This is a genomic window from Solwaraspora sp. WMMB762, from assembly GCF_049179115.1.
Lineage (GTDB): Bacteria > Actinomycetota > Actinomycetes > Mycobacteriales > Micromonosporaceae > Micromonospora_E.
On record NZ_JBMHMD010000001.1, the window covers coordinates 2,228,752 to 2,249,171 of the forward strand.

Sequence of the window (20,420 nt, forward strand, 5' to 3'; positions counted from 1 at the left end):
CGTTGACGTCGGACCGGCGGTTGCGGGCACCGGTCCGACGTCGGCGGCGGCCGGGGTCAGCTACGCAGGTTCCACTGCTGGTTGGTGCCGGTGTGGCAGGTCCAGAGGATCATCTTCGTGCCGTTGGCCGTTGCGGCGCCGTTGGCGTCGAGGCAGAGCCCGGACTGTACGCCCCGGATGGTCCCGTTGGCGTCGACGGTCCACTGCTGGTTGGTCTGCCCGTTGCAGTCCCAGATGATGACCGTTGTGCCGTTGGTGGTGCCCTGGCCGTTCGCGTCCAGGCACTTGTCGCCGTAGATCATGAGCTGCCCGGCGGAGGTGTGGGTCCACCGTTGGCCGGCGGCACCGTTGCAGTCCCACAGTTGGGTCTGAGTGCCGTTGGCGGTGCTCGAGTTCGGCACCTCCAGGCAGCGTCCGGACTGGACTCCGACGATCTGTACGGTCTGTTCGTCACCGCCGCCGGTGCGGGGTCCGGCGGCGGCCATCACCGCGCGGGCACCCGCCGGCCAGTTGCCGTTGGTGACGGTGGTGTTGTTGTTGACGACGTTGCCCCGGTCGCCGTTCGTCACGTTGGTACTGCCGTTGGTCGACCAGTTGTTGGTGACGGTGAAGTTGCCCATGTTCTCGGCGAACCAGTAGTTGGCGGTGGCCCACGTGCCGGTGTTCGAGAAGACGTTGTTCCGGGCGGTCCAGTACCGGGATCCTTCGTCGAAGTAGACCCCGAAGTACCCGTTGGTCCGCAGGCAGTAGTTGTCGCTGATCAGCCCGCCCTGGTTCGCCGACAGCGTGTAGATGCATCCACCGTCGTTCATCTGCTGCATCACGTCGTGCACGTAGTTGCCGATGAGCCGGTTGTTCGACGCGGTGGTGGGCGTCGAGTAGCGCGGCTGGTAGTTGTACAGGCCGCGGTCGGCGTAGTGGTTGCTGCCGCCCGCGTCGTTGGCGCCCCAGCCGTAGCCCATCGACATGCCGGTGTACGGCATGTTGTAGACCTCGTTGTAGGAGACAGTGGCGTTGGTGACGTAGGTGGTCAGGACCGAGACGATGCCCCGGTGCTCGACCCCGATGTCGTGGATCCGGTTGTCGCTGATGGTGATGTCCCGGTTCACCATCCGCTGGTCGCTGGGGTGGTGCGCGTCCGCCCGCACCCCGCCGACCACGATGCCACCGGCCGACGTACGGGCGATCTCGGACTTTTCGATCGTGATGTTGCTGGCGCCCAGTCCGACGCCGCTGGCGTGGGCGTTGGCGTCGTTGCCGATACCGAGCGCCGTCTGACCCAGGTTGACGAACCGCGAGTCGGTGATCGTGATGTCGTTGGCGGCGGATATCTGCACGGCGGCGGGCGACTGGTACCAGTTCGGGCGGGCGGCCTCGAACTGCGGGCAGCCGTTGTGGCAGGAGGAGAAGCCGGGCCAGTTCCAGTTGCCGGCGATGTAGGCGCCGGTCTGCTGGTCCACGTAGCCCTGGTTGCTGCTGGGTCCGAGCCAGCTGGTGCCGGTGAAGGTGATTCCGCTGAATGTCACATGGTGCGCGGGGGCGTCGTAGGTGCCGCCCAGGTTCACCAGCGACTGCAACGTCGGCAGTTCGACGCTGATGCCGTTCATGTTCCGGCCGGCGGGTGGGATATAGTACAGGTCGCCGGTGGTCCGGTTGAGATACCACTCCCCCGCCGCGTCCAGGAACTCGTACGCGTTGGTCAGATAGAGCGGGCCGGCGCGGTGCGGGCTGGTGAAGGTGTCGTACCCGAAGTTGTTGTTGTTCCACGCCGGTTGCGCCATGGTGATGAGGTTGCCGGCGATGCTCTGCACCGGAGAGTACCGGTCCGTGAAGGAGCCGACGCTTTCCATTTCGATCCGGTTCTGGTTGGCCAGATTGTTCAGGTAGCCGAGCGCGGGGTTGCTGAACCTCATGCCGGTGCTGCTGGGGGTGAAGTCGGCGCGGTTGACCTGGGTGCGCGCCCTGGTGGCGATGGCACCGTCGACGTACAGCTGCCGGGTTTCGGTCCCGGCTCCCACGTTCGCGCGCCAGATGTTGCGTCCGGAGTCGACCAGCGACCAGCCGGTGACCGCCCGCGCGCCGCTGATCACCGGGTTCGCCGACGGCGCCGCCTGCCAGAGCACCCGGTAGCCGTTGTTGCCCGAGTCCGCCGCGGTGAACCGCAGCGGTGCCGGCAGCCGGTACACCCCGTCGGCCAGTTGCACAACGATGTCACCGGACATTGCACCGTTGAGTGAGCGCACCGCCGACTGGGCGGAGGTCAGCGAGCAGGGCTGGGCGGCGGAGCAACTGGTGCCGGTGCCGGACGGGGACGCGTACAGGGTGGTGGTGGCCGCCATCGCGGGAGCCGCCGCGACGACGGTCACTGCGGCTGCGGCGGTCAACGCCGCGACTCCTCCGGCCAACACCCGGCTTCGCGCCGAGGAGGATGCGGATCTGGACACGGTGGATCTCCTTACCCTTGGGACGGTGCGGTGCGCGAACAGGACGGTTGTTAGCGCTAACAGGAGCCCTGCCCGGCGGGCCCTGCGAAAAATAGAGCATACGTCATACGTTGATTAGCGTCAATGTTATTGAACTGTTTCGCGGTTTGCTACGAATCGGATGAACATGGCTCCGGTCGCTCCGTCACAAACAGCACCGGCACCCGGTCGGAAATCGTCATCGGTCGTCACCGGCCGCCCGACCGGTGCCGGTCAGGCCAGCCGCCCGCAACGCCAACCAGAGCTCGCCCGGAACCTCGATGTCCGCCCGCCGCAGGGTCTCGGTCACCTGATGGCTGTTGCGCATGCCGACCACCGTCGAGACCACCGTGGGATGCGATCGGGCGAAGGCGAGTGCCGCCTGCGGAAGCGTGACACCGTGCCGCTCGCAGATCGCCGCGATCCGCCGGGCCCGCTCGATCAGCTCCGGCGCCGCCCGGCGGTAGTCGTAGAGCGCGTCGTCCGGTGGCCGCTCACGCGACAACAGCCCCGAGTTGTAGACACCGGCGATCACCACACCGACCGCGCGCTCCTGCGCCGCGGGCATCAGGTCGGCCAGCGCGGCCTGGTCGAGCAGGGTGTACCGGCCAGCGCACATCACCAGGTCGACGTCGGACTCCCGGACGAACCGGGCAAGCAGCCGCGACTGGTTCATGCCGACCCCGACCGCGCGCAGGACGCCCTGGTCACGGAGCTCGGTCAGGGCGGGCAACGCCTCGGCCACGGCCCGCTCCCAGTGGTCGTCGGGGTCGTGAAGGTAGGCGATGTCGATCCGGTCCAGACCCATCCGCTCCAGACTCGCCTCCAGACAACGGCGCACACCGTCGCGGCTGAAGTCCCAGACCCGGCGGTGGCTCGCGGCGACGTCGAACCCCTCCGGGTCGCGCGAACCCGCGGTCTCCGGCGACGGTACGAGAATCCGTCCGACCTTCGTCGACACCACGTACTCGTCGCGCGGTCTGGACCGCAGGGCGGCCCCGAGCCGCCGCTCGGACAGCCCCAGCCCGTAGTGCGGCGCGGTGTCGAAGTACCGGACACCGCCGTCCCACGCGGTGTCGATGGCGGCGGCGAACTCCTCGTCGGTCGTCACCCGGTGCAGATTGCCGCCCTGGGACGCGCCGAAGCCGATACCGGTCAGGCGTACCGCCGGTCGACGCGGCAGCGACCGGTCCGACGTCAGGTGCTCCGTACCGCCCGTCATCAGAGTCCTTCCGTGGATACTCCGGCCTTCAGGCCGGGGAGGAAACGGAACCCCTGCGGAGCAGGTCAGGGAAAGCCGGTTCGCCGCCGAGGCGGATCGGCGTCCACCCCACACGCGACCCCACGGCTCACGACCGAATCGCTAGACTGTGGACTGTGTCCAGGACCGTGAAGCGGGCGTTCAAGTACCGCTTCCACCCCACCCCCGGGCAGGCCGCCGAGCTCGCCCGGACGTTCGGCTGTGTCCGGCTGGTCTACAACATGGCGCTGGCCGCCCGCAGCGAGGCGTGGACCCAACACCGGCAACGGATCACCTACAACGCCACCTCGGCGATGCTCACCGCGTGGAAGAAGACCGACGACCTCGCCTTCCTCGGCGAGGTGTCGTCGGTGCCGTTGCAGCAGGCGCTGCGGCACCTGCAGACCGCGTTCACGAACTTCTTCGCCAAACGGGCCCGGTATCCGACGTTCAAGTCGAGGAAGCGGTCGCGTCGGTCGGCGGAGTACACCGCCAGCGCGTTCCGGTGGCGCGACGGTCGGCTGACCCTGGCGAAGATGTCCGATCCGTTGGACATCGTGTGGTCCCGGCCACTCCCGCCGGGCGCGGCGCCGTCGACGGTGACGGTGTCGCAGGATCCGGCGGGCCGCTGGTTCGTGTCCCTGCTCTGCGACGACCGGATCGAGCCGGCCCCGGCGTCCACTGCCGTGGTGGGGGTCGACGCCGGCCTCGACAGCCTGTTCACCCTCTCCACCGGGGAGAAGATCCCCAACCCGAGGCACGAACGCCGTGACCGGCGGCGGCTGGCCCGCGCCCAGCGGAACCTCGCACGCAAGGCCAGAGGCTCGGCGAACCGGGCCAAGGCCCGGCTGTCGGTGGCCCGGATTCATGCCCGGATCGCCGACCGCCGCCGCGACCACCTGCACAAGTTGACCACTCGGCTCGTTCGTGAAACCCAAACGATCGTGATCGAGGACCTGACCGTCCGCAACATGGTCGCCAACCACCGTCTGGCCCGCGCCATCTCCGACGCGGGCTGGCGGCAGTTCCGCACCATGCTGGAGTACAAGACGCGCTGGTACGGCCGCGATCTGGTGGTCGTGGACCGCTGGTTCCCGTCGACCCGACGGTGCTCCGCGTGTGGCGTACTGGCCGAGCGGATGCCGTTGGCGGTCCGGTCGTGGACCTGCCGGTGCGGGCAGGCCCACGACCGGGACGTCAACGCGGCCCGCAACATCCTCGCGGAGGGGCTCTCCGTGATTGCCTGTGGAGGCGGTGTAAGACCTCACCGGGAGTCCTCCTCTCGGACGGGGCGGTCGTCGGTGAAGCAGGAACCCCCTGGGGCGACCCAGGGAATCCCCGTTCCTTCAGGGCGGGGAGGAAGTCAACGGCCCAGCCAACCGCCGTCGACCGGCAGGACGATCCCGTTGACGTAGTCCGAGGCGGACGACGCCAGGAAGACGGTGGCCCCGCCGATGTCGTCAGCCCGCCCCCAGCGGCCCGCCGGGATCCGGGTCAGGATGGCCTGGTTCCGGTCCGGGTCGTCGCGCAGCGCCCGGGTGTTGTCCGTGGCGATGTAGCCCGGCGCGATCGCGTTGACGTTCACCCCGTGCGGCGCCCACTCGTTCGCCAGTGCCCTGGTGAGCCCGGCCAGGCCGGACTTCGACGCCGCGTAGCCCGCGACGTTGAGGCCGCCCTGGAAGCTCAACAGCGAGGCGGTGAAAATGATTTTCCCGTACCCCCGGGCGACCATCTTCCGACCGATCTCGCGGCTCAGCACGAACTGGCTGGTCAGGTTCACCTCGATGACGTGGTCCCAAATCTCGTCGGGATGCTCGACGGCCGGGGCGCGGGCGATCGTGCCGCCGTTGTTCACCAGGATGTCCGGCGGACCGGCAGCGGTGAGATCGTCGGCCAGTTGACGCACGGCCGCCCGGTCGGCCAGGTCGGCCCGCAGCGCGGTGAACCGGCGGCCGGTGGCGCGTACCCGCCGCTCCACCTCGCTGCCGCGCGCTTCGAGACGGGCGGAGACACCGACGATGTCGGCGCCGGCCCGGGCGAGCGCCTCGGCCATGGCCAGGCCGATACCGCGCCGCGCGCCGGTGACGACCGCGGTCCGCCCGGTCAGGTCGAACGCGGCGCTCACCGGGCCGCCGCCTGCCAGTCGAGCAGCACCTTCAGCACGCCGTCGCCGTTCTCCAGCGCCGCGAAGGCGGCGTCGACCGATGCGAAGGGCATGACCCGCGAGATGAGCGCGCGCGCCGGGATGTCCCCCGCGGCCACCAGCCGGATCGCCTCCACCATGTCGTCGCGCCGGTACAGGCGGGCACCGAGCAGCTCCAGCTCACGCCAGAAGAACCGGTGCAGGTCGACGGTCCGGGGCTGGGCGTGGATCGCCACCATCACCAGCCGGCCGTGGGTGGTCAGGACGTCGACCGCGGTGGCGACGCCGCCGGCTGAGCCGGACACCTCGAAGGCGATGTCCGCGCCCGCGCCGTCGGTCCACTCGTTCACCACCGCCACCGGATCCGTCGCCTGCGGATCGACCACCGCGAACCCGATCTCACCGGCGACGGCCCGCCGGAACGGATCCGGTTCGACGAGCAGGACCCGCGCGCCGTGCAGCTGGGCGACGGTGGCGATGAGGACACCGACCGGTCCGCCGCCGACCACGACGACCTGGTCGGCGGGGGTCACCTTTGCCCGCCGGACGTCGTGCACGGCGACCGCGACCGGCTCGACCAGCGCCGCGTGGTCGAGTGGCACCCCTTCCGGCAGCGGCAGGGCCAGCTCCGCCGGCACCGTCCAGTACGACTGCATGGCGCCCGGCGAGTCGATGCCGAGGAAGTCCATCCCGTGGCAGACGTGGGAACTTCCGCGCCGGCAGGCGACACACCGCCCGCAGGACCGGGTGGGCATGACCGTGACGGCCTGGCCGACGGACCAGCCGTCGACGCCCGGTCCGACGTCGGCGACCCGTCCGGACATCTCGTGCCCGATCACGGCCGGCGCGCCGACCCGGGCGTCCATGTCCCCGTGGTAGATGTGCAGATCGGTGCCGCAGATCCCGGTGTAGGCCACCGCGATGCTCAGCTCGCCGGGACCCGGCGGCCGCGCGGCACGTGCCTCGACCTCGAGGTGACGAGCGGTACGGTAGACCACTGCCTGCATCGGTCCTCCCTCTCAATGGTCGGTGTTCCGGTCGCCCCGAGGCGCGCGGGACGGTCAGCTCGCGGCGGTGGGGAACACCTCGTTGCGGCTGGGTGGAGGTCCGACCGGTCGGTGGTCGGCGGGGTGCCGTGGTCCGGTCGGGGTACCGTCGACCGCCCCCAGCAGCTGTCGTCCGGCGCGTTCCGGCCGGATGTGCGGGCCGTCGGTGGTCGGCGGGCTCGGGTGCGGGCCCGAGGATGTGATCGCGTGCTCGTCGAGCCGGACCCCCAGCCCCGGGGCGTCGCCCAGGACGAACGCCCCGCCCTCGACGTGCAGGTCGAGGGCGATCCCGAGCGGCGGGCGCAGATCCTGCAGCTCGCTGGCCATGTGGTTGGGCACCGACGTCGCGGCGTGCAGCAGCCCGACCGGGCTGTTGCCGATCGGGCTGACCGGCAGGTCGTTGGCGTGCGCCAGGGCACTGACCCGGAGGAAGTGGGTCACTCCCCAGACCGCGGACGTCTGGACCACGTCGACCGCTCCCGCCGCGATCAGCGGCCGGAACTGTTCGAGGCCGGTGAGGTTCTCCCCGGTGGCGACCGACGCGCGGATCCCCCGACCGACGGCGGCGAGACCTTCCGCGTCCCACCGTCGGACCGGCTCCTCGATCCAGATGAGATCGAGGGTGCGCTCGAGCTCGCAGACGTGCCGGACGGCCTGCTTGCGGGTCCACGCCTCGTTCACGTCGAGCATCAGCCCCGGTCGCAGCCCGTGCGCCGCCTCGGTCAGGACGTCCCGGACCAGGCACAGGCGGTGCCGGTCCCGCTCGATGTCGAGGCCGCCCTTGAGCTTGGCCGCCCGCAGGCCGTGGGTGGCGTAGACCGCGTACTCCGCGACGAGCTCGTCGTCGGTCAGGCCGATGTCCAGGCCGGAGGCGTACGCCGGGACCCGCCGGTCGCGCCCGCCGAGCAGCCGCCACAGTGGCTCGCCGGCCGCCTGTGCCTTGATGTCCCACAGCGCGGTGTCGAGGGCACCGATGGTGCCGAAGACCGGGCCTGCGTGGCCCGCTTTGAACGCCTGGCGCAGCATCCGGTCGTACAGCGCCGTCACCGCGCGTGGGTCCTCGTTGTCGATGGCCGGGAAGATCCGCTCGATGTCGACGTGCGGCCCCATGCCCACCCCGGAGATCCCCTCGTCGGTCTCCACGACGACGATCGGCACCGAGGTGACGCCGTCGGCGAAGACGCCGTTGGCATCGCCGACAGGTCGGCCCCATTCCTGGACTGTCGTCAGGGTCCGATAGCCGGTGATCCGCATGTCAACCCTTCGTGGAACCGGCGGCGACGCCGTCGGCGATCTGACGCTGGAGAAAGAGATAGACGACCAGAACGGGAACGGCAGCGATCAGCACTCCCGAGGCGAAGGTGGGGATGTCGTCGGAGTACTGGCCACGCAGCGAGGTGACTCCCACCATGAGGGTACGGTTCTCGGCCGACGGCATCATCAGCAGGGAAATGAGCACATCGTTCCAGCAGAACAACGCGTCGAGGATGCCGACCGACAACAGCGCCGGTGTGCCGAGCGGCAGCATGATCCGCCGGTACACGCCGTACACGCTGTTTCCGTCGATCCGGGCGGCGTCCACGATCTCCGGTGGGATCGTCCGGTAGTAGCTCGTCATGAGAAAGACGGTGAACGGAAGGAACTGCGCGACGTAGGCGAGAATCAGACCCGGGTACGTGTCGATCAGGCCGCTGTCCGCCATGGTCCTGGCGAGCGGCACCATGATCACCTGGAACGGAACGAAGAGCGCCGCCAGACAGCCCAGGAAGATCATCGAAGACCCACGGAACCGCAGCTGGCTCAGCGCGAACCCGGCCATCGACCCGATCAGCAGGAGCAGGACCACCGAGAACGTCACGACGATGAGCGAGTTGACGAAGTAGCGGCCCATTCCGACCGAGCTCCACGCTGTGTGAAGATTCTCCACGCGTACGGCGTCGGCCAGTGAAAACCGGTCCAGGATGTACTCGCGTCGGGTCTTCGAGGCGACGTTCGCGGTGAAGACGAGTGGGTAGATCGTCGCCAGGGCGAGCAGTGCCATCGGTACGGCGACCACCCATCTGGCCAGCCGGAAGCGGGACATCAGTCCTCCCTCCCCGCCCGCCGGAGCAGGCTGATCTGCAGCATCCCCACCACGAGCATGATGAGGAAGAGAACCGTCGACGCGGCCGACGCGAGTGCCGGCCGGTTCATCTGCCCCTGCTGAATCCAGATGTAGTACTCCGGCAGATACGTCGAGCCCTCCGGGCCACCGCTGGTCATCACGTACAGCAGCCCGAACATGGAGGTCAGCATCCCGACCATCGTGGTCACGAAGACGAACTGGATGGTACGGATGAGACTGGGGATGATCACGTGCCAGATGGCCTGGGGAAGCGATGCCCCGTCGACCCGGGCCGCGTCCAGTAGCGATCCGTCCAGGGTGGCGAACCCGGCGAGGAACACCACCAGGGCCATTCCGAAGGTCGCCCAGACGTGCACCCCGACGACCGTGAACATGGCAACGTCCGGGTCACCGAGCCAGTCGATCCGGCCGATGCCGACCGCCGACAGGGCCGCGTTGACCGGGCCGTCGAAGGCGAGCAGAAGATTGAAGATCGCGCCGACGATGACCGGCGAGAGCACCGCCGGGAAGAAGTAGACGCTGCGGTAGAGCCGGTGCCCGGGCACCCGCAGGTAGATGAACGTCGCGATCAGGCCGGGAATCGCCACGGCAACCGGAAGGAGCAGCACCAGCAGCACCACGTTGCCGAGCGCTGTCTGGAACAGCGGATCACCGAACAACTCGAGGTAGTTGTCGACGCCGACCGCGGTCCCGTCTCGCTCGCCGTCGCCGGTGAAGGAGAAGTTGACCCCGAGCAGCAGTGGCCACAGCCGCAGTACGACGATGGTCAGCACAGCCGGCGCCACCAGGACGTACGGGGCGAGCCGTTCGCCCCGACGCGCGGCGGGTGTCGCCATGGGCTCAGCCCGCTTGGTCGGAGTCAGCCAACTGCCGCACCGCTTCGTCGACGGTGACCGAGCCGCTGAGGAGCTGCTGGGACAGTCGGCCCATCAGCTCCAGGGTCTGCGAGGAGAGCGCCACGTGCAGGGCGGGTTTGCCGGAACTGAGCTGCGGCACCATCGCGGCGACGGCCGGCCCGGCCTGCGACACGTCGATGGTGGTGTCCGAGGCGATCGCACCGGCCTCGGCGTAGAAGGCGTTCAGGGCCTCGGTCGAGGTCAGGGAGCGGACCAGGGCTGCGGCGGCATCCGGGTCCGTCGTCCACTTGGCCACTCCGTAGCCGATGCCCCCGTCGTACGGCAGGCTCGGGACGGCTCCGGCGGTGGCCACCGGGGCGGCCATGACGCCGAGCTCGTCGGCCGCCAGGAACTCGCTGAAGTCCTTCCAGTGCCCGACGTCGGACATCAGCCCGATCACGTGGGCGGCCTTGCCGGACTGGAAGAGCGCGAAGGAGTCGTTGAACATCGCCGTCGAGTTGGCGCCCTCGTTGTTGAGCCCCTTGTCGCCGGCTTCCTTCCACAGTTGGAAGATCCGCTTGACGTTGGGCGACTCCCAGTCGCGCTTGCCGTCGATCCAGGCGTCGTACTCGTCGGGGGTGAGGATTCCGGACGCCAGGCCCGACATGAAGAACTGGATGCCGTAGCCTTCCTTGTTTCCGAGTGCGAGGCAGTCGGCACCGGTGGACTCGATGATCGCCGCGCAGTCGTTGACGAACTCGTCCCAGGTCGTGGCCGGACTCTCCGGGTCGAGCCCTGCTTGCTCGTAGAGCGCCTTGTTGTAGTAGATCGGATGCCCCTGCAGGGTCACCGGTGCGGCGTAGGTCCGGCCGTCGCTGGTGAACGCCTCCCACCCGGCCAGCCGCTGCCGGTCATCGGCCACGTACTCGTCGAGCGGTAGCAGCGCGTCGACCCGGTCGCGGATCTGGCCGCCGCCGTTGAACAGAACGACGTCGGGCCCCTTGCCGGCCTGGATGGCCGCACCGAGCAGGGTGTAGTACTGGTCGAAAGGTTGGGTGACGAACTCGACGGTGACGTCCGGGTGTTTGCTGGCGAAGTCCGCTTTCGCCTTGTCGATGTAGGCGGCGGCACTCGCGTCGCCGGATTTCCAGTCCCAGACCACCAGTCTGCCGTCCGGGTCACCGGACGAGGATTGCGATCCGGTGGCGCTCCCGCAGCCCGCCAGGGCCAGGCCCGCGAGGAGAATGGCCGACACCACTGCTCGGTGCTTCATTGCTGCTCGCTTTCGAAGAGGGGGCCGGCGGAACCGGTCATCGGGCGCGAAACATGAACGTAACTCGTATGACGTCTGACGTCAAGAGTGAGACGTACACTGACCACGGAGGTCGTGGCACGGCGGCCACCCCGGAGGGAACGATGACGGCAACGCAGCACACCGCCTTGAACGCTTCGACGCCTCCGGCCTGGACACGACGGCCGGCCAACCTCGCCACGGCGGTGACCGCGGAACTCGTGCAACGAATCGTGCGCGGGGTGCACCCGTCGGGTACGACGCTGCCGGCCGAACCGGTCCTCTGCGAGACCTTCTCGGTGAGCCGGACGGTCGTCCGGGAAGCCGTGAAGATCCTCCAGGAGAAAGGGCTGGTACAGATCCGCCAGGGCAGCGGAACCATCGTCACGCCGACGTCGATGTGGGACATGCTCGACGAACACGTCCTCGGGGCGACCATCGCGGAGGACGACAGCCTGGCGATCCTCGACGACCTCGTCGTGACCCGGCGCGTGCTGGAGTCGGACATGGCCAACGTCGCCGCCCGGCTGGCCGACCAGGACACCATCGACCGGCTGCACGCCCTGGTCGAGCGGATGGACGAGCTCGTCGACGACCACGTCACGTACCACGAGCATGACCGGGCCTTCCACGACACGGTCATGCAGGCATCCGGGAACCGCATCGCCCGAGGCGTCATCCGGGCGCTGGAGAGCCAGGTCGTCAACACCGCCCGGTACATGGGCCGGACCGAGCGCGCCCTGTGCGTGGCATCCAACCGCGGCCACCGACGGATCTACGAACGCATCGCCGCACACGACCCGGAAGGCGCAGCAGCGGCGATGTTCACGCACATCACCGAAGCCTGGCTCGTCCGCCGCAGCGGCCCCGGCGAGCCCGCCCGGCTGCAACGGTAGGGCCCAGTCCCCGACACGCCGCTGGCCGGGTTCCCGTACGGGAACCCGGCCAGCACACCTGTCATCGATCAGGCGGAGTAGCCGCGCTTGGCGGTCCAGTCCGCCAGCACGTCGAGGTCCATCCAGTACTCCTGGCCCTCGAAGTACGGGTCAGCGATCTTCACCGTGTCACCACCATCGCGGTAACCCGTCACCGTCAGGTAGTGCCCACCCTCGTACGAGTGCGCCACCCCGTCGACGTCGGTCGCCGTACCCATGATGTTCGCCACCACGGCCCGGTCGTCGTCCACCGCCTCCCGCACATCAGCCTTCAACTTCTCCACATGCTCCGGCTTCGCCGCGGCCGCACCGATCGACACCGTCTCGTACTCGTCGCCACCGGTCACCTCGTTCAGCACCCGGGTCGTCTCCTCAGCCGAATCCGTACCGGCCTCGGTCGTCCCCAACTTGCCCGCCACCTCATCCTGCGACGGAGCATGACCCTGCGCCGTCAACGCGATCCGCGTCGCCGCCGGCCCGCAGTAGTAGAAATTCGGCTGCGCCTCGTACTGCACCCGCACCTCACGCGCACCACCATCGGCACCCGGACCAGCCGCCTGCGCCGCAACGGCGGGAGCGGCCACCACACCACCAGCGGTCAACACACCAGCAACCGACAGCAAAGAATTACGGAAGATCGTGTTCATAGCAGAATCTCCGTTCCGAGGGGAATGAACCGGACGCCAGACCACACCGGGTCGATGACCGGTCACGAACGGGACAGAACAGAACACGCACAAAAAAGTCGAACTCAAATGATGCGCTCCGACCTGCGCACACCCACCGGTCCAGGCGGGAGGCGGTCTCACCGGCGCACCGGATACAACCATCCGGGGGTGCCCGGCATTCCGCACCGGGCAGACCGGGCGACCCCGCACCACGGGCGCTCGCCTACTCGGTCCAACGCCGGGATCCAACGCCGCCCGGCCGGCCGATGTTCCCCCGCGCCCGGCACCTCAGCCACCCGCCCGCCCCGCCTCGCTGAACCTCGCAAACGGTGCCTGATGCCCCATCGGTGTCCTGCGTCCACACGAAAACCGATGGCGACCATGGCGGCGGGTTGCGTACCGTCCGGCGGCATGAGCGCCGAGTTGAGCCCGTTTATCCGCGAGGGGCGTCTCGTCTCGTTGCCGGCCCGGCAGGCGCGCCGCCGCGCGGTGCTGGCGCACATCGCGCAGGCGTGTTTCGAACGCGACGTGGTCTACGACGAGTCGACAGTCGACGAACGGTTACGCCGCTGGTGTGATGGCGGTGCGGTGGACCACGTAACGGTCCGCCGATACCTGATCGAAGCCGAGCTGATGGCTCGGGCCGACGGCCGGTACTGCCGCAACGCGCTGGCGTTGCCGTACCCGAACACCGCCGAGCGGTACGTGGAGTCGATGGGCCTGAGCTGAGCCGACCGGCCGGTCAGTTGCCGGCGGACTCGTAACGGCGCAGACCGGATCGGAAGATCAGCGCCGCCACGGCGACACAGTAGGCGGCGACCAGTGGGGTGAGCCAGCCCAGCCAGGTCGGACCGACCCCGGCGCGGACGGCATCGCCGCCACCGGCACCGAGCACCGCGCTGGCCGGGAAGAATCCGACGAAGGCGAACGGCAGCCCGACCACCAGCACCAGCCGCACCCCGAACGTGTAGACCGAAACCGGGTAACGGGCCAGGTCACCGATCTGGTGCACCGCGTACGCGAAGATCGAATGCGGACTCTGCAGCCAGAACGCCGACGAGTTGGTGGCCAGGCTGATCGACAGCTTGACCGCCATGCCGCTGGCGAACAACCCCAGCCCGCCGATGATCAGCGCCGGGGTCCAGGCGACGTCGACCCGCCACAGCGCCCAGCCGAACATCGCCCCACCGGTGACCAGGTTGCCCAGCCCGTTGATGCCGACGTCGTCACTGAGCACCTGCAGCACCACCGGGTACGGCCGGACCAGTTTGTAGTCCAGCTCCCCCTTGTTGACCAGCCACGGCAGCCGCCACACGCCCTCGAACAGCAGCGGCCCGACCGCGTCGGAGAGCACCACGACCGAGTAGATCAGCACCACCTCGGCGAACGTCCAGCCGTTGACGTGCGGCACCCGGGAGAAGACCGCGCCGAGGAACGCCAGGCCGACGAGCTGGGTCAGCGCCGATCCGGCGACCAGGATCCAGAAGTCCGCCTCGTACTCCAGGGTGGACCGCAGGTGGGCGCCGAGGCTGCGCCGGTAGAGCCGTACCCCCCGGCGCAGCCCGGTCTGACGCGGGCCGCTCCACATTCGCATGATCAACCCCCGTGTACGGTCAGTTGGCGCACCGCCGACCGCCAGGCCAGCCGGGCTCCCCACCACAACGCCACCGTCCACACCGCCTGGACGCCGATCAGCAGCCACGCGTCGGCCCCGGTCGCCTGCCCCAGGTAGATCGTCGCCGGGGTGAACGTCATCCCGGCGAACGGCAGCACCGCGGCGATCGCCTGCAGCCAGCCGGGCAGCAGCGTCAACGGCACCAGCGCCCCGGAGAACAGGTTGGTGATCGCTCCCCGGGCCAACGACACGCCAAAAATGTTCTGCGTCCAGAAGCACAGTAAGGCTGTCAGGTAGACGGTGGTGAACCGTAGCGGCAGCACCAGCAGGGCGCTGACCGCGAACAGCGCCGCCTGGCCGGGCGGCGGCACCGGGACCGGCCCGGTGACCGCCAGCACCACGGCACAGACCGCCAGCGCGAACGCGACCTCGACGACGGCGACCCCGACCGTCTCGGCGAACCGGGCCCGCTGGTAGTCGACCGGGCGGGTCAAATCGACCGCGACCATGCCGTCGCGGATCCGGGCGGCCATCTCCCAGTCACCGAACGACATCAACGACCCGGTGACGTAGGCGATCAGCAGGTACGCCTTCATCTGCGGCCAGCTGAACCCGCCGACGCTGGTCCCGGAGCCGAGCAGCACAGCCCAGATGGACAGCATGGCGAGCAGCTGCAGCAGCACCCCGGCCATGCCGAGGACGAAACTCAACGGGTACGCGACGGCGCTGCGGGCGGCCACCCGGGCCAGCGCCCGGTACGGCCGGACACCGGTGGACGGTGTGGCCCGAGCCGGGGCGTCGGTGTCGGCGGCGACCGTGGTCACGGTGCCGGCACCAGCCGCAGCTCACCGGCGTACACCTTGCGGACCACGTCCTCGATGGCCGGCTCGTCGATGCGCAGGTCGCGTACCTCGGACACCGCCGACACGGCCGCGATCACCTGGCCGGCGGTGACCGCGAACCGGTCGAACCGGACGGTGAACTCACCCGGCGTCGCGCCGGCGGCGACCTGTGCGCCGCCGACGGCGGCGGCGACCGTGTCCAGCGGCACCGGATCGGCCAGGTGCAGATGCATCGACCGGTGCCGGGCGAACTGGTCCTTCACCCCGGCCAACGGGCCGTCGTAGATGATCCGCCCCTGGTCGATGATCACGATCCGCTGGCAGACGTCCTCGATGTCGCCGAGGTCGTGGGTGGTCAGGATCAGCGTGGTGCCGTCGGCGCGCAGCTCCCGCAGGAACGCCCGGACCCGGTCCTTGACCGCGATGTCCAGCCCGATGGTCGGCTCGTCGAGGTAGACCACCCGGGGGCGGTGCAGCAGCGCGGCGGCCAGGTCGGCGCGCATCCGCTGACCGAGGGAGAGCTTGCGGGCCACCACCGGCAGCAGCTCACCGAGCCCGAGTACGTCGTCGAAGCGCTCCAGCTGCTCCCGGTAGGTGACCTTGTCGACGTCGTACAGGTCACGCAGCAGGGCCAGGGACTCGCGGACCGGCAGATCCCACCACAGCTGGGTACGTTGGCCGAACAGCACACCGATCTGCCGGGCGTTGGCGACCCGCTGCCGGTGCGGGACCACCCCGCCGACCCGGACCTGCCCGGCGGTCGGCACCAGGATGCCGGCGAGCAGTTTCACCGTGGTCGACTTGCCGGCGCCGTTCGGCCCGACGTACGCCACCGCCTCGCCCGCCTCGACCCGCAGATCGACGCCGTCGACCGCGACATGGTCGGCGAACCGGCGTACCACCAGGTGTTTCAGCGCGCCGCGCAGACCCGGGTCCTTCACCGGTCGGCGGAACCGCTTGGTCAAGCCATCAGCTTCGATGAAGGCCATGCCCGGATGGTGCCGTAGTCGGGGCGTCGCCGCCCACCGAATTTCCGGCCGGTGGACCACCATGATTTCCGGCCGGTGGACCACCATGCGGTAAGGGCCGATATCGGGTACGGCACTGACAGCGGCGACGGTAGCCTCACCGCCGTGACGACTGCGTTCGCCCGTCGACCGGTGCTCGGCCTGGCCATGGTGGTCGGGGCCAGCGCCCTGTTCGCGATCAACGGCACCGTTTCCAAGCTGGTGCTGCGGGCCGGGCTGGACGCCCCGCAGCTGACCGTGCTGCGGGCGGTCGGCGCCTTCACCGGGCTGCTGGTACTCAGCGTCGTGCTGCGGCCCGGTGCCCGCCGGGTGCGGCTGCGCCGCCGCGAGGTTCCGCTGCTCGTCGCGTACGGGCTGACCGGTTTCTTCCTGGTCCCGATGCTCTACTTCGTGGCCATCTCCCGGCTGCCGGTCGGCATCGCGCTGCTGTTCGAGTACACAGCGCCGCTGATGGTGGCGGTCTGGGCCTGGGCCGTGCAGCGCCAGCAGGTGCGGTCCCGGCTGTGGGCCGGGCTGGCGTTGAGCCTGCTCGGGCTGGCCTGCGTGGCGCAGGTGTGGGGCGGGCTGACCCTCGACCCGCTGGGGGTGGCCGCCGGGCTGGGCGCGGCCGTGATGCTCGCCGCGTACTTCCTGATCGGCGCCCGGGGCGTCCAGGACCGGGACACCCTGTCCCTGACCACCTGGGCGTTCGGCGCGTCGGCGATCGCCGGGCTGATCGTCCGCGCCGCCACCGCCGGCCTAAACGGCTGGCAGCCGCTGCTCACCCGTACCGACGGTGGGGTGCCGGTCGCGTTGCTCTGCTGCTACGTGGTGGTCCTCGGCTCGATCGTGCCGTACCTGATGATCACCGGCGCGTTGCGGCACCTGCCGGCGACCAGCGTCGGCATCGTCGGCATGGTCGAGCCGGTGTTCGCCGCCACGGTGGCCTGGGTGGTGCTGGGCGCAGGTGAGGCGTTGACCCCGGTGCAGCTGGCCGGAGGCGCGTTGGTGCTGACCGGGGTGGCGCTGGCCGAGACCGCCCGGACCGGCACCGACGCGCCGCCCGCCGTACCGCCGGCACCCGACGGTCCGCTGCCCCCCGGACCGCCGCTGCCGGACAGCCCGACGTCACCGGGACCGTCACAGCCGGACAGCCGGCCGCCGTCGGCCGGCGTAGTGGCCGGTGCCGGCGGGTAAGACCGGCGGTATGAGTGCACCGAAGCGGGTCGCCGTCGTCGCCCACCGCAAGAAGACCCTCGGCGGCGGCCTCGACGAGTTGCGCGCGGCGATCGCCGGGCACGGCGCCGAGGACATCGACTGGTACGAGGTGCCGAAGAGCCGCAAGGCACCGAAGAAGGCCCGGCGGGCCGTCGAGCGGGGTGCCGAGCTGGTCTTCGTGTGGGGCGGCGACGGGATGGTGCAGCGGTGCCTGGACGCGCTGGCCGGTCGCGACGCCACCGTGGCGATCGTCCCCGCCGGCACGGCGAACCTGCTGGCGGGCAACCTCGGCGTGCCGGAGGACCTCGGCGAGGCGGTACGGATCGGCTTCGAGGGCGAACGTCGCCGGCTCGACCTGGGCAGGGTCAACGGCGAGCATTTCGCGGTGATGGCCGGGGCCGGTTTCGACGGGCGGCTGATCCGCGACGCCGACCGGGACCTGAAGGACCGGGCCGGCAAACTCGCGTACGTCTGGACCGGTCTGCGCCACGTCGGCGGCGTCACGCCGAGGACCCGGATCAAGGTCGACGGCACGATCTGGTTCGACGAGCCGGCCAGCTGCGTCCTGGTCGGCAACGTCGGCCGGATCACCGGCGGCATCCACGCCTTCGACGATGCCCGGCCCGACGACGGCTGGCTGGAGGTCGGGGTGACCACCGCGCAGGGGGCCGCCGAGTGGGCGCGCACGCTGGGTCGGATGGCGGTCGGGCGCTCGGAGCGCTCCCCGTTCGTCCGGATGACCCGGGCCCGGCGGGTCGACATCCGGCTGGCCGAGCCGATGACATACGAGCTCGACGGCGGCGCCCGGGGTCAGGCCAAGAAGATGAAGGTACGGGTGGTGCCCGCCGCGATCACGGTCTGCGTCCAGGCCTGATCCGGAAGAGCGCGTGGCGGCGCACCGGGCCGTCGGGCACGTTCGGATGGTCGAAGTCGCCGTCCAGGTCACGGGTCATCCCGATCCGCCGCATCACCGCCTGCGAGCGCAGGTTGCCGACGGCGGTCAACGCGACGATCTCCATCAGGCCGAGGGTGTCGAAGCCGTACGCCAGGCAGGCGCGGGCCGATTCGGTCGCGTACCCGTTGCCCCAGGCGTCGCGGCGCAGCCGCCAGCCGACCTCGACCCCGTCGAACGGCATGTTGGCCTCCACCGGGCTCAGGCCGGTCATGCCGATGAACTCGCCGGTCTCCGTCACCTCGACCGCCCACCAGCCCCAGCCACGCTGGTCCAGGCCAGCCTGGCAGCGGGACATGGTGGTGGCACTCTGCTCGCGGGTCGCCAGGCCCGGGAAGAACTCCCGCACCTGAGGGTCGGCGTTCATCGCCACCCACGGCTCCAGGTCGGACCCGCGCCAGTGCCGCAGCACCAGCCGCGGCGTGGTCAACTCCGCCATGGCGGCACTGTAGCGCCGGTGCCGCACGCCGAGACCGTCGAGCCCGGTCACCGGCCGGGCAGGAGGATCACCGTGCGGCCACCGCTGACCGGCCCATCCTGGCAGGACAAGCCGGTGCCCTGCAGCCATCGGCCGGTGACCGCCACCGGATAGGTGACCTCCACGGTACGGCCGGCGTCGGTGGTCGCCGAGAACCGCATCGGCAGTGGCGCTGCCAACCTGTGCATGATCGTGTCGCAGTCGAAGGTCACCCGCACGTCGACGGAGCCCACTCCCCCGGGCCGTACGCGGGCCTGCCCGCCCGTGTCGGCCACTGCCAGGCCAGGAGACTCCGTGTCGAGGACCCGAACGGTGACCTGCTGCGTTCCGGTGTTGACCACGGTCACCTTGGCGTTCAGCTGCCCGTCGCCCATGCTCCACACCTCGCCTGCGAACGCCACCACCGATCCGGCGGTGGCCGCCGCGGCTCGTTGCTGCTGGTAGTCGTTGAGCAGCCAGCCACCGAGGCCGCCCACGACCGCACCGACCAGCAGTACGCCGACGAGCCGGCCCGGTCCGCGAAAGCGTCGCCGCGCCGCGTCGCCAGCCGGTGCCGCTGGCGCCGTCGCGCCGGTCGGCCGGTCGAGATCGATGAGCCGCCCCTCCGCCGTCACCGGACCAGGTTAGTCGCAACGCCGACCAGTCAAAGACAACGGTGGCTGCGTGCAGCGGACGCATCGTCACCTTCATCGGCCCTGGGGGCCGGTCGGGCTTGATGCCACAGGTGCATCTTGATGCACCTGTGGCATCAAGCCTGCGAAGGCACCTTGGGTCCCCGGGAGCCGGCACGGGGCACTCCGCTCGCGCGGGCCGGCCGGCCGCGCGCATCCGCCTGACTGACCGGCGTAGAGGCTCATCGGCAGCATGAGCCGAACACCGGATACCTGTTCCGGCGTCGATGAGGTACCTGACGTTCGGCTCGTGCCGAAGCGGGCAGGCGTGGAAACAGTGCTGGGCCAGCGGGCAGGCGTGGAGACGGAGCACAGCGAGCGGGGAAGGCCGGAGCGAGGCGGGTGAGCCGGTGCGCGGGGCGGGTACGCGGGTAGCGGCCGCGTTCAGTGGCGGAGCAGGCCGCGTACCGGGACCGGGGTGACGTGGCCGCTCGGCGGGCGGGTGCGGTCGAGCTCCAGACCGACGTCGACGATCACCGCCCGGGTCAGCTGCGGCACCTGCGACAGCGGCACCCACTGCGCCAGGTCAGTGGAGCCGCCGACCTCGGGCCGCAGCGCTCCGCCGACGACCCGTACCCGGTAGAAGACCCCCAGGTTGTGCCGTTCGCTGCGGCCGGGCAGCCGGCGCTGCGCGGGCACCGTACGGGAGTCGACTCCGAGCAGCGACTCCACCTCGACCTGGTAGCCGGTCTCCTCGGCCGCCTCGCGGACCACCGCGTCGACCGGGTCCTCGGCGTGTTCGACCTTGCCGCCGGGCAGCGTCCAGTGCCGCCTCGAGCCGCCCGGCGAGACGAAGCGGGCCAGCAGCAGCTGCTCCTGGTCGACACAGACCGCATAGGCGGCCACCCGAAGCCGGTGGGCAGTCATGCTCGCGTTCCTCCGCACTAGATC

20 protein-coding genes are annotated in these 20,420 nt (G+C 70.0%); 5 read left to right on the forward strand and 15 right to left on the reverse strand.

Annotation, left to right across the window (positions count from 1 at the left end):
- Positions 1-56 precede the first annotated feature (56 nt).
- A complete protein-coding gene (locus ACN27J_RS09765) occupies positions 57-2,444 on the reverse strand; it encodes an RICIN domain-containing protein (RefSeq protein WP_421365313.1) in 2,388 nt (795 codons plus the stop codon).
- 217 nt (positions 2,445-2,661) lie between these two features.
- Positions 2,662-3,684, reverse strand: a complete 1,023-nt coding sequence (locus ACN27J_RS09770; RefSeq protein ID WP_421365316.1) for an aldo/keto reductase — start codon at positions 3,682-3,684, stop codon at positions 2,662-2,664.
- Positions 3,685-3,839: 155 nt separating this feature from the next.
- On the opposite strand from ACN27J_RS09770, the gene ACN27J_RS09775 reads away from it, so the two are divergent.
- Complete coding sequence (locus ACN27J_RS09775) at positions 3,840-5,117, forward strand: RNA-guided endonuclease InsQ/TnpB family protein (protein WP_421365318.1); 1,278 nt, start codon at positions 3,840-3,842, stop codon at positions 5,115-5,117.
- Here the strand turns inward: ACN27J_RS09775 and ACN27J_RS09780 are convergent.
- Genes ACN27J_RS09780 through ACN27J_RS09805 form a run of 6 tightly spaced genes read right to left on the reverse strand, consistent with a single transcriptional unit; the run spans position 5,066 to position 11,125 of the window.
- A complete protein-coding gene (locus ACN27J_RS09780; RefSeq protein ID WP_421365320.1) occupies positions 5,066-5,827 on the reverse strand; it encodes an SDR family oxidoreductase in 762 nt (253 codons plus the stop codon). The genes ACN27J_RS09775 and ACN27J_RS09780 overlap by 52 nt on opposite strands.
- Positions 5,824-6,852, reverse strand: a complete 1,029-nt coding sequence (locus ACN27J_RS09785; RefSeq protein ID WP_421365321.1) for a zinc-dependent alcohol dehydrogenase — start codon at positions 6,850-6,852, stop codon at positions 5,824-5,826. The genes ACN27J_RS09780 and ACN27J_RS09785 overlap by 4 nt, the downstream gene beginning before the upstream one ends.
- 54 nt (positions 6,853-6,906) lie before the next feature.
- Complete coding sequence (locus ACN27J_RS09790) at positions 6,907-8,145, reverse strand: mandelate racemase/muconate lactonizing enzyme family protein (protein WP_421365323.1); 1,239 nt, start codon at positions 8,143-8,145, stop codon at positions 6,907-6,909.
- Between the two features lies 1 nt (position 8,146).
- The gene (locus tag ACN27J_RS09795) at positions 8,147-8,974 is read right to left on the reverse strand and encodes a carbohydrate ABC transporter permease (protein WP_421365325.1); all 828 of its coding nucleotides are present in this window, start codon (positions 8,972-8,974) and stop codon (positions 8,147-8,149) included.
- Positions 8,974-9,852, reverse strand: a complete 879-nt coding sequence (locus tag ACN27J_RS09800) for a carbohydrate ABC transporter permease (RefSeq protein ID WP_421365327.1) — start codon at positions 9,850-9,852, stop codon at positions 8,974-8,976. Before ACN27J_RS09800 ends, ACN27J_RS09795 begins: the two co-directional genes overlap by 1 nt.
- 4 nt (positions 9,853-9,856) lie before the next feature.
- Complete coding sequence (locus ACN27J_RS09805; RefSeq protein WP_421365328.1) at positions 9,857-11,125, reverse strand: ABC transporter substrate-binding protein; 1,269 nt, start codon at positions 11,123-11,125, stop codon at positions 9,857-9,859.
- A gap of 143 nt (positions 11,126-11,268) precedes the next feature.
- On the opposite strand from ACN27J_RS09805, the gene ACN27J_RS09810 reads away from it, so the two are divergent.
- The gene (locus ACN27J_RS09810) at positions 11,269-12,039 is read left to right on the forward strand and encodes a FadR/GntR family transcriptional regulator (RefSeq protein WP_421365330.1); all 771 of its coding nucleotides are present in this window, start codon (positions 11,269-11,271) and stop codon (positions 12,037-12,039) included.
- A 68-nt stretch (positions 12,040-12,107) separates the two neighbouring features.
- Here ACN27J_RS09810 and ACN27J_RS09815 read toward each other — a convergent pair whose 3' ends face one another.
- The gene (locus ACN27J_RS09815) at positions 12,108-12,725 is read right to left on the reverse strand and encodes a C39 family peptidase (protein ID WP_421365331.1); all 618 of its coding nucleotides are present in this window, start codon (positions 12,723-12,725) and stop codon (positions 12,108-12,110) included.
- Positions 12,726-13,157: 432 nt separating this feature from the next.
- Here ACN27J_RS09815 and ACN27J_RS09820 point away from each other — a divergent pair, with 432 nt between their 5' ends.
- Positions 13,158-13,475 carry a DUF2087 domain-containing protein gene (locus tag ACN27J_RS09820; RefSeq protein ID WP_421365333.1) on the forward strand — a complete coding sequence of 106 codons (318 nt, stop codon included), beginning with the start codon at positions 13,158-13,160 and terminating at the stop codon, positions 13,473-13,475.
- Positions 13,476-13,488: 13 nt separating this feature from the next.
- Here the strand turns inward: ACN27J_RS09820 and ACN27J_RS09825 are convergent, their stop codons facing one another.
- The 3 genes from ACN27J_RS09825 to ACN27J_RS09835 are packed head-to-tail and all read right to left on the reverse strand — an operon-like array spanning position 13,489 to position 16,192.
- Positions 13,489-14,340, reverse strand: coding sequence for an ABC transporter permease (locus tag ACN27J_RS09825; RefSeq protein WP_421365335.1), 852 nt, complete (start codon positions 14,338-14,340; stop codon positions 13,489-13,491).
- Between the two features lie 2 nt (positions 14,341-14,342).
- Positions 14,343-15,185 carry an ABC transporter permease gene (locus ACN27J_RS09830; RefSeq protein WP_421365337.1) on the reverse strand — a complete coding sequence of 281 codons (843 nt, stop codon included), beginning with the start codon at positions 15,183-15,185 and terminating at the stop codon, positions 14,343-14,345.
- On the reverse strand, positions 15,182-16,192 hold the full coding sequence (locus ACN27J_RS09835) for an ABC transporter ATP-binding protein (RefSeq protein WP_421365338.1): 1,011 nt from the start codon (positions 16,190-16,192) through the stop codon (positions 15,182-15,184). The genes ACN27J_RS09830 and ACN27J_RS09835 overlap by 4 nt, the downstream gene beginning before the upstream one ends.
- A gap of 144 nt (positions 16,193-16,336) precedes the next feature.
- Here ACN27J_RS09835 and ACN27J_RS09840 point away from each other — a divergent pair, with 144 nt between their 5' ends.
- Both ACN27J_RS09840 and ACN27J_RS09845 read left to right on the forward strand, forming a co-directional pair.
- Positions 16,337-17,407, forward strand: a complete 1,071-nt coding sequence (locus tag ACN27J_RS09840) for an EamA family transporter (RefSeq protein WP_421365339.1) — start codon at positions 16,337-16,339, stop codon at positions 17,405-17,407.
- Between the two features lie 10 nt (positions 17,408-17,417).
- Positions 17,418-18,302 (forward strand): diacylglycerol/lipid kinase family protein, encoded by an 885-nt coding sequence (locus ACN27J_RS09845; protein ID WP_421365341.1) that lies wholly within the window; start codon positions 17,418-17,420, stop codon positions 18,300-18,302.
- On the opposite strand, the gene ACN27J_RS09850 is transcribed toward ACN27J_RS09845, so the two are convergent.
- The 3 genes from ACN27J_RS09850 to ACN27J_RS09860 all read right to left on the reverse strand — a co-directional run bounded on the left by ACN27J_RS09850 (position 18,280) and on the right by ACN27J_RS09860 (position 20,396).
- A complete protein-coding gene (locus tag ACN27J_RS09850; protein ID WP_421365344.1) occupies positions 18,280-18,819 on the reverse strand; it encodes a GNAT family N-acetyltransferase in 540 nt (179 codons plus the stop codon). The genes ACN27J_RS09845 and ACN27J_RS09850 overlap by 23 nt on opposite strands.
- Positions 18,820-18,866: 47 nt before the next feature.
- Positions 18,867-19,472, reverse strand: coding sequence for a hypothetical protein (locus tag ACN27J_RS09855; RefSeq protein ID WP_421365345.1), 606 nt, complete (start codon positions 19,470-19,472; stop codon positions 18,867-18,869).
- Between the two features lie 441 nt (positions 19,473-19,913).
- Positions 19,914-20,396: an NUDIX domain-containing protein gene (locus ACN27J_RS09860; RefSeq protein ID WP_421365347.1), complete on the reverse strand. Its 483-nt coding sequence runs from the start codon at positions 20,394-20,396 to the stop codon at positions 19,914-19,916.
- Positions 20,397-20,420 lie beyond the last annotated feature (24 nt).